Consider the following 9295-nt stretch of genomic DNA (forward strand, 5'->3'; position numbering starts at 1 on the left):
GGTCATAAAGATTGCCCAGCGCGCCCCCAAGCACCAATGCCAGCGCCACGGCGAGCCAGGTCTCATCGCGACCCAGGCGTTTGAGCCAGACCACCAGCACGCCGCTGACCACGACAGCGATCAGGGCGAACAGCCAGCGCTGCCAGCCCGAACTGTCGGCCAGGAAGCTGAACGCCGCGCCCGTGTTGTAAGCCAGGGTCCAGCTGAAGTAGTCGGGGATGACCACGATCTGCTGGTACATGGTCAGCGAGTTTTCGAAGTGGAACTTGCTGGCCTGGTCAATGACCAGCACCAGCAAGCTCAACCACAGCCAGCTCAGCCGGCCGAAACGGCTCGCCACGTTAGACGCACTAGGCATAGTGACGAACCTCACCAGTGCCGCTGATGTTGTCGACGCAACGGCCGCAGATCTCCGGATGCTCCGGATTCACGCCGACGTCTTCGCGGCAGTGCCAGCAACGGGCGCACTTGGTGTGGTTCGACTTGACGATCTTCAGCTTCAGGCCGCTGACTTCAGTGACGACCGCATCGGCCGGCGCCTGCACCAACGGTGCGACACTGGCGGTGGAAGTGATCAGCACGAAACGCAGCTCGTTGCTCAGCTTGGCCAGATCGGCACTCAGGGCTTCTTCGGCGTAGAGGGTCACTTCGGCCTGCAGGTTGCCACCGACGGCCTTGGCCGCGCGCTGGATCTCCATTTCCTTGTTGACCGCCGCCTTGACCGCCATGATCCGGTCCCAATAGGCACGGTCCAGCTCGAAACCTTGCGGCAGTTCGGTCAGGCCTTCGTACCAGGTGTTGAGCATCACCGACTCGTTGCGCTCGCCCGGCAGGTACTGCCACAGCTCGTCGGCGGTGAATGCCAGGATCGGCGCGATCCAGCGCACCAGGGCTTCGCTGATGTGGAACAGCGCGGTCTGGCACGAACGGCGCGCCTTGCTGTTGGCGCCAGTGGTGTACTGACGGTCCTTGATGATGTCGAGGTAGAAACCACCCAGCTCCTGCACGCAGAAGTTGTGGATCTTGGAGTAGACGTTCCAGAAACGATACTCACCGTAATGCTCCTGCAATTCGCGTTGCAGCAACAGGGTACGGTCCACGGCCCAGCGGTCCAACGCGAGCATTTCTTCGGCTGGCAGCAGGTCGGTGGCCGGGTTGAAACCGGTCAGGTTCGAGAGCAGGAAGCGCGCGGTGTTACGGATCCGCCGGTAGGCGTCCGCGCTGCGCTGCAGGATCTGCTCGGAAACGGCCATCTCGCCGGAATAGTCGGTGGAGGCGACCCACAAGCGCATGATGTCGGCGCCCAGGGTGTCGTTGACCTTCTGCGGGGCGATCACGTTGCCCAGGGACTTGGACATCTTGCGGCCGGACTCATCGACGGTGAAGCCGTGGGTCAGCAACTCGCGGTACGGTGCGTGGTTGTCGATGGCGCAACCGGTCAGCAACGAGGAGTGGAACCAGCCGCGATGCTGGTCCGAACCTTCCAGGTACAGGTCGGCACGCGGGCCGGTTTCATGGCCCATCGGGTGCGAGCCACGCAGCACATGCCAGTGGGTGGTGCCGGAATCGAACCAGACGTCCAGGGTGTCGCTGATCTTGTCGTACAGCGGCGCTTCGTCGCCCAACAGTTCGGCGGCGTCCATCTTGAACCAGGCTTCGATGCCTTCGACTTCGACGCGCTTGGCCACCTCTTCCATCAGTTCGACGGTGCGTGGGTGCAGTTCGCCGCTTTCCTTGTTCAGGAAGAACGGGATCGGCACGCCCCAATTGCGCTGGCGGGAGATGCACCAGTCAGGACGGTTGGCGATCATCGAGTGCAGGCGCGCCTGGCCCCAGGCCGGCACGAACTTGGTGTCCTCGATGGCTTTGAGGGAGCGCTGGCGCAGGGTGTCGCCAGTGGTTGGCTGCTTGTCCATGCCGATGAACCACTGCGCGGTGGCGCGGTAGATCAGCGGGGTCTTGTGGCGCCAGCAGTGCATGTAGCTGTGTTCGATGACGGTGGTGTGCAGCAGCGCGCCGACTTCGGTCAGCTTGTCGACGATGGCCGGGTTGGCTTTCCAGATGAACTGGCCGCCAAAGAACTCCAGCGACGGCACGTACACGCCATTGCTCTGTACCGGGTTGAGGATGTCGTCGTTGACCATGCCGTACTTCTTGCAGGTCACGAAGTCGTCAACGCCATAGGCCGGCGCGGAGTGAACCACACCAGTGCCTGCGCCCAGCTCTACGTAGTCGGCCAGGTACACCGGCGACAGGCGGTCATAGAACGGATGACGGAAATTGATCAGTTCCAGCGTCGAACCTGGCGCGGTAGCCAGCACCGAGCCTTCGAGGTTGTAGCGGGCCAGGCAGGACTCGACCAGTTCTTCGGCCAATACCAGCAGCCTGTCGCCAACATCGACCAGGGCGTAGTTGAATTCCGGGTGAACGTTCAACGCCTGGTTGGCCGGGATGGTCCACGGGGTGGTGGTCCAGATCACGATCGACGCCGGTTTGCTCAGCTTGCCCAGGCCGAAAGCGGCGGCGAGCTTGTCTTCATCGGCGATCGGGAACGCGACGTCGATGGTCGACGACTTCTTGTTTTCGTACTCGACTTCCGCCTCGGCCAAGGCCGAACCGCAATCGAAGCACCAGTTCACGGGCTTGAGGCCCTTGAACACAAAGCCGCCCTCGACGATTTTCGCCAAGGCCCGGATTTCGCCGGCTTCGTTTTTGAAGTCCATGGTCTTGTAAGGGTTGGCGAAGTCGCCCAGCACGCCGAGGCGGATGAATTCGGACTTCTGCCCTTCGATCTGCTCGGTGGCGTAGGCACGGCACAATTCGCGGGTCTTGTCCGCGCCCAGGTTCTTGCCGTGGGTCACTTCAACCTTGTGCTCGATCGGCAGGCCATGGCAATCCCAGCCCGGGATATACGGCGCGTCGAAACCCGACAGGGTCTTGGAGCGCACGATCATGTCCTTGAGAATCTTGTTCAGCGCGTGACCGATGTGGATCGTGCCGTTGGCGTACGGAGGGCCGTCGTGCAGGACGAACTTCGGACGATCCTTGCCAATCTCGCGCAACTTTCCGTACAGGCCAATGCTGTCCCAACGCTGCAGAATCTGTGGTTCGCGCTGAGGCAGGCCGGCCTTCATAGGGAAGGCGGTGTCCGGAAGGTTTAGCGTGGCTTTATAGTCGGTCATTTAAGGCTCTTCATTAGCGATTGGCGCTGGTTGCGACAAGGGCACGGGCGGCGGCGATATCTGCATGGATCGCCGTCTTGAGCGCCTCCAGAGAGGCAAAACGCTGCTCTTCACGCAGCTTTTGGTGGAAAACCACCGTCAAACGCCGGTCATACAGATCGCCGGCAAAATCCAGAACATGTACTTCGAGATGGGCCTTGCCATCCCCCTGGACCGTGGGCCGGACGCCGATATTGGCGACACCGGGCCAGGTCTTGCCGTCGATCTCGACACTCACCAGGAACACCCCGGTCAGCGGTACACGACGACGCTTGAGTTGCACGTTGGCCGTCGGCGTGCCCAGTTGGCGCGCCAGTTTCTGCCCGTGCAGGATCCGTCCGGCAATCCGGTACGGCCGGCCGAGCAAACGCTCGGCCAATTCGAAGTCGGCAGCCGCCAGGGCATTGCGGACCTGGGTACTGCTGACGCGCATGCCATCCATCTCGACGGTCTGCGCCGCTTCGACGGTAAAGCCCCGGGCCTTGCCGGCCTGTTGCAGGTAATCGAAATCCCCTGCCCGGTCGCAGCCGAAACGGAAATCATCACCGACTTCCAGATGTTTTATGTCCAGACCGCCCACCAGGATGGTCTCGACGAATTCGGCGGCACTGAGTTTGCTCAGGCGCTGATTGAAGGCCAGGCACAAGACCCGGTCGACGCCTTCGGCGGCCAGCAGATGCAGCTTGTCCCGCAGCCGGGCCAGACGGGCCGGCGCGGTGTCCGGGGCGAAAAATTCCCGGGGTTGCGGCTCGAAGATCACCACGCAACTGGGCACGCCCAATTCCTGGGCACGCTCGCGCAACCGCGCCAGGATAGCCTGGTGGCCACGGTGAACACCGTCAAAGTTGCCAATAGTGGCGACACAGCCCCGATGCTGGGGGCGCAGGTTGTGGAGGCCTCGAACCAGCTGCATAACGCGCTTCTTGCTCATAAAGTGGCCGATTATAACCACACCCGGCGGCCGACGACAGGCAACACCGTAACCCAAAGTGATCGAGCCGACAAAACCACTGCCCGGCCCGGGATTATCGAGGGTAAACCCCTCAGCTCAAGCCCTTGCGGTTGAAGTCGCGCAGGCGAAAGCCCATCAGCAGCAGCATGCCGAAATACGCCACCACACCCGCCGCGACCAGTACACCCAGGCGCAGGAAACGCTCGAGCATCTGTCCTTCACCCCAGGCTGGCATGAAATGCATCGCCCCCAGCAGCACCGCCGACATCACCCCCACGGCCACCAGCAGCTTGAGGCCGAACTTGCCCCAGCCCGGCTGCGGCTGATACATCTTCTGCTTGCGCAGTTGGTAAAACAGCAGCCCGGCGTTGAGGCACGCGCCGGCACTGATCGCCAGGGCCAGGCCAGCGTGGGCCAGCGGGCCGATCAGCAACAGGTTGAACAACTGGGTCATCACCAGGGTAAAAATGGCGATTTTCACCGGCGTGCGAATGTTCTGCTGGGCGTAGAAGCCTGGCGCCAGCACCTTGATCACAATGATCCCGAGCAAGCCCACCGAGTAAGCGATCAGTGCCCGCTGGGTCATCAGCGCGTCAAAAGCGTTGAACTGGCCGTACTGGAACAACGAGACGGTCAACGGCTCAGCCAGGATGCCCAGCGCCAGGGCACAAGGCAACACCAGCACGAAGCACAGGCGCAGGCCCCAGTCGAGGATGCGCGAGTATTCCTGGCGGTCCTGGCTGGCGTAGGTCTTGGCCAGGGTCGGCAACAGGATCGTGCCCAGGGCCACGCCCAACACGCCGGACGGCAACTCCATGAGGCGGTCGGCGTAGTACATCCACGACACCGAGCCGGCCACCAGGAACGAGGCGAAAATGGTGTTGATGATCAGGGAAATCTGACTCACCGAAACCCCGAGGATCGCCGGCAACATCTGCTTCATCACCCGCCACACGCCGCTGTCGCGCAGATTCAGGCGCGGCAGCACCAGCATGCCGATTTTCTTCAGGTGAGGCAGCTGATACAGCAACTGCGCCAGGCCACCCACCAGCACCGCCCAACCAAGTGCCATCACCGGCGGGTCGAAGTACGGCGTCAGGAACACCGCAAAGACGATCATGCTGACGTTGAGCAGGGTCGGCACGAAGGCCGGCACCGAGAAACGGTTCCAGGTATTGAGGATCGCCCCGGCCAGGGACGACAGGGAAATCAGCAATATATAAGGAAAGGTCACCCGCAACAGGTCCGAGGTGAGCTGGAATTTTTCCGGGGTATCGGTAAAACCCGGTGCCGTGGCCCAGATCACCCAGGGCGCGGCGAGCATGCCGGCGACCGTAACCAGCGCCAGCACCAGCGTCAGCAAACCCGTGACGTAGGCAATGAACGTGCGGGTCGCTTCGTCGCCTTTCTGGCTTTTATATTCCGTCAGGATCGGTACGAATGCCTGGGAAAACGCCCCTTCGGCGAAGATTCGCCGCAACAGATTGGGCAACTTGAAGGCGATGAAGAAGGCGTCGGTGGCCATCCCGGCACCGAATATCCGAGCGATCAGCGTGTCACGAACGAACCCCAGGACGCGTGAAAGCATCGTGATAGAGCTGACGGCAGCCAACGATTTGAGCAGATTCATGAAAAGAGTTTTTGCCTGTCGATAAACAGCAGGCGAACAACGCGCCCACTTATGCGATACTCCGCGCCGCTAAACAGTGCAGAGCCAAAGCCCGCGAGTTTACAGGTCGCACGCCGGAAAGAAATCATCCGGTGCGTTGTACCTGCCATTCAGCGGAACGCGTCACCCGCCCTTGACAAGACATCAACTCATCGGCATGATTCGCGGCCTATTTTGTTTGCTATTTCCTAAAAAGTCTTTCGAGGAGCTCGACGGTGGCCAACACACCTTCCGCCAAAAAACGTGCAAAACAGGCTGAGAAGCGTCGCAGCCACAACGCCAGCCTGCGTTCCATGGTCCGTACCTACATCAAAAACGTAGTTAAGGCCATCGACGCAAAAGACGCTGAAAAAGCACAAGCTGCTTACGTTCTGGCTGTGCCAGTTATCGACCGTATGGCCGATAAAGGCATCATCCACAAGAACAAGGCTGCTCGCCATAAGAGCCGCCTGAATGGCCACGTAAAGGCCCTGAACGTTGCCGCTGCTGCCTAAGCGACGCGCTCGTTAAAAAACCGACCTTAGGGTCGGTTTTTTATTGCCTGCGATTTACCACACATATCGCAAAAATGTGGGAGCGAGCTTGCTCGCGAAAGCTGACGAACACTCAATACAAGTTGACTGTTATATAGCTATCGCGAGCAGGCTCGCTCCCACACTGGGATTTGCGTCAGGTTATTGGGTACGAGCCCACGGCAGGATCGGGATCGCCGTCACCGCATTCTGCGGACTGCCTTCGATCACACGGTCGCTGTAGACCAGGTACACCAGCGTATTACGCTTCTTGTCGAGGAAGCGCACCACCTGCATGGTCTTGAATACCAACGACGTGCGCTCCCTGAACACCTCCTCGCCGTCCTTGAGCTCCCCCTTGAAGCTGATGGGACCGACCTGGCGGCAGGCAATGGATGCCTCGGCGCGATCCTCAGCCAGACCCAGACCACCCTTCACACCACCGGTCTTGGCCCGGGACAGATAGCACGTCACCCCGTCCACCTTCGGATCATCGAAGGCCTCAACGACGATCCGGTCATTTGGCCCGACAAACTTGAACACCGTCGACACTTGGCCAATTTCCTCAGCCGAGGCCAGCAGCGGCAATGCCACCAGCAAGCCGATCAATCCTTTTGCCAAACCCATGATTTTTCCTTAGACGAGAATCAGGTTGTCACGGTGAACCAGCTCTGGCTCGGCCATGTAACCCAACAGACCGACAATCGCATCAGACGATTGACCGATGATTTTTTGTGCTTCGAGCGCGCTGTAGTTGGCCAGGCCGCGAGCGATTTCGCGACCATCCGGCGCCACGCACACCACCATTTCGCCGCGACGAAAACTGCCCTGGACCAGCTTCACGCCCACCGGCAGCAGACTTTTATTGCCCTGGGACAGCGCCGACACCGCCCCCGCATCCAGCACCAGCGTGCCACGGGTTTGCAGATGCCCGGCCAGCCATTGCTTGCGCGCCGCCAGCATGCCGCGCTCAGGGGACAACAATGTGCCAATGCGCTCGCCCGCCTTCAGGCGATCCAGCACTCGCTCCAGCCGACCACCGACAATGATGGTGTGAGCCCCGGAGCGAGCAGCCAGACGGGCGGCGCGCAGCTTGGTCTGCATGCCGCCACGCCCCAGCGCACCACCGGTACCGCCTGCCACCGCGTCCAGCGCCGGATCATCGGCACGGGCTTCGTAGATCAGCTTGGCATCAGGATTGTTGCGCGGGTCGGCGTCGAACATGCCGTCGCGATCCGTGAGAATCACCAGCAGGTCCGCTTCCACCAGGTTCGCCACTAACGCGGCCAGGGTGTCGTTGTCGCCGAAACGAATCTCGTCGGTAACCACAGTGTCGTTTTCGTTGATCACCGGGATGACTTTCAGCTCGACCAGCGCACGCAAGGTGCTGCGAGCATTGAGGTAGCGCTTGCGGTCGGACAGGTCGTCATGGGTCAGCAGGATCTGCGCCGTATGGCGACCGTGCTCGGCAAAGCTCGACTCCCAGGCCTGCACCAGCCCCATCTGACCGATGGCGGCAGCGGCCTGCAACTCGTGCATCGCGCTGGGTCGCGATGTCCAGCCCAACCGGCTCATGCCAGCGGCTACAGCCCCCGAAGAGACCAAGACCAGTTCGACGCCAGCCTCATGCAAAGCCACCATCTGCTCGACCCACACCGCCATTGCCTTGCGATCCAGGCCCTTGCCATCCGCCGTCAGCAATGCGCTGCCGATCTTCACGACCCAGCGCTGCGCACCCGTCACCTTGCTCCGCATCATCTTCAACCTTTGCCAGCGAACGGCGCGACCCAGCACCGCCCATGGGATTATTCGTATTTGCGTTTTACAGATACCAAAACGCCGCTCGAATGAGCGGCGCCTTGGGAACTGGCTGGTTGCGATGATAACACCGCGCTGAAACACTTAAACCTGTGGGAGCGAGCTTGCTCGCGATTGCATTGGGTCAGCAATATTGATACCGGCTGTCACACCGCTATCGCGAGCAAGCTCGCTCCCACAGGTCCTGGCTTCAACTGAGTGACATCAGCACACGATCAGTCGCGAACGTAGATGATTTCCGGACCGTCTTCGTCATCCACATCCTCTTCGTCCCAATCGTCGTCACCGATGTCATGGACCGACTTCACGCCGCTGCGACGCAGGGCACGCTGATCATCCAGCGCCTGCAACTGAGCACGCGCCTCGTCTTCGATACGCTGATCGAGCTCGGCCAACTCTTCCTTGTAGGCAGGGTCATTGGCCAGGCGATCGGCACGATCTTCCATGTAACGCATGATGTCGTGGCACAGGCGCTCGGTGCCTTCTTTGGCAATGGCCGAGATCACGTAGACCGGACCTTCCCACTCCAGGCGATCAACGATTTCCTTGACCCGCTCCTCGTGCTCTTCTTCGAGGATCTGGTCGCACTTGTTCAGCACCAACCAGCGATCACGCTCTGCCAGGGCCGGGCTGAACTTGGTCAGCTCGCTGACAATGACTTCAGCCGCATCAGCAGCACTGGTTTCATCCAGCGGCGCCATGTCCACCAGGTGCAACAACAACCGGGTACGGGACAAGTGCTTGAGGAAGCGAATCCCCAGGCCAGCACCATCGGAAGCACCTTCGATCAGCCCCGGAATGTCCGCAACCACAAAGCTCTTCCAGCGGTCGACACTGACCACGCCCAGGTTCGGCACCAGGGTGGTGAACGGATAATCGGCGACTTTCGGCTTGGCTGCCGATACCGAGCGAATGAAGGTGCTCTTGCCGGCGTTCGGCAGACCCAGCAGGCCCACGTCGGCCAGCACTTTCATTTCCAGCTTCAGGTCACGCTGCTCGCCTGGCTTGCCTGGCGTGGTCTGGCGCGGCGCACGGTTGGTACTGGACTTGAAACGGGTGTTACCCAGACCGTGCCAGCCACCATGGGCCACCAGCAGACGCTGGCCAGCCTTGGTCAGGTCGC

8 protein-coding genes are annotated in these 9295 nt (G+C 61.0%); 1 reads left to right on the plus strand and 7 read right to left on the minus strand.

Annotated features, from left to right (window positions below):
• From lspA to murJ, 4 genes are all read right to left on the minus strand, one after another.
• Positions 1–358, minus strand: a 358-nt coding sequence (gene lspA / locus GSM73_RS19625) for a signal peptidase II (protein WP_160893599.1), incomplete at its 3' end; no start/stop codon positions are given.
• Positions 351–3182: an isoleucine--tRNA ligase gene (ileS, locus tag GSM73_RS19630; protein ID WP_160893601.1), complete on the minus strand. Its 2832-nt coding sequence runs from the start codon at positions 3180–3182 to the stop codon at positions 351–353. The genes lspA and ileS, both read right to left, overlap by 8 nt.
• 13 nt (positions 3183–3195) lie before the next feature.
• Complete coding sequence (gene ribF / locus GSM73_RS19635; protein WP_047230167.1) at positions 3196–4134, minus strand: bifunctional riboflavin kinase/FAD synthetase; 939 nt, start codon at positions 4132–4134, stop codon at positions 3196–3198.
• A gap of 130 nt (positions 4135–4264) precedes the next feature.
• A complete protein-coding gene (gene murJ, locus GSM73_RS19640) occupies positions 4265–5803 on the minus strand; it encodes a murein biosynthesis integral membrane protein MurJ (protein WP_160893603.1) in 1539 nt (512 codons plus the stop codon).
• Positions 5804–6057: 254 nt separating this feature from the next.
• On the opposite strand from murJ, the gene rpsT reads away from it, so the two are divergent.
• The gene (rpsT, locus tag GSM73_RS19645) at positions 6058–6336 is read left to right on the plus strand and encodes a 30S ribosomal protein S20 (RefSeq protein ID WP_003185593.1); all 279 of its coding nucleotides are present in this window, start codon (positions 6058–6060) and stop codon (positions 6334–6336) included.
• A gap of 180 nt (positions 6337–6516) precedes the next feature.
• Here the strand turns inward: rpsT and GSM73_RS19650 are convergent, their stop codons facing one another.
• The 3 genes from GSM73_RS19650 to cgtA all read right to left on the minus strand — a co-directional run.
• On the minus strand, positions 6517–6981 hold the full coding sequence (locus tag GSM73_RS19650) for a CreA family protein (protein ID WP_076386392.1): 465 nt from the start codon (positions 6979–6981) through the stop codon (positions 6517–6519).
• Between the two features lie 9 nt (positions 6982–6990).
• Positions 6991–8109 carry a glutamate 5-kinase gene (proB, locus tag GSM73_RS19655; protein WP_047230164.1) on the minus strand — a complete coding sequence of 373 codons (1119 nt, stop codon included), beginning with the start codon at positions 8107–8109 and terminating at the stop codon, positions 6991–6993.
• Positions 8110–8387: 278 nt separating this feature from the next.
• Positions 8388–9295 (minus strand): Obg family GTPase CgtA (gene cgtA, locus GSM73_RS19660; RefSeq protein ID WP_256676994.1); only part of this gene is annotated, 908 nt, incomplete at its 5' end.

This window comes from Pseudomonas sp. PICF6, from assembly GCF_009831705.1.
GTDB classification, from domain to species: Bacteria; Pseudomonadota; Gammaproteobacteria; order Pseudomonadales; family Pseudomonadaceae; genus Aquipseudomonas; species Aquipseudomonas rhizophila.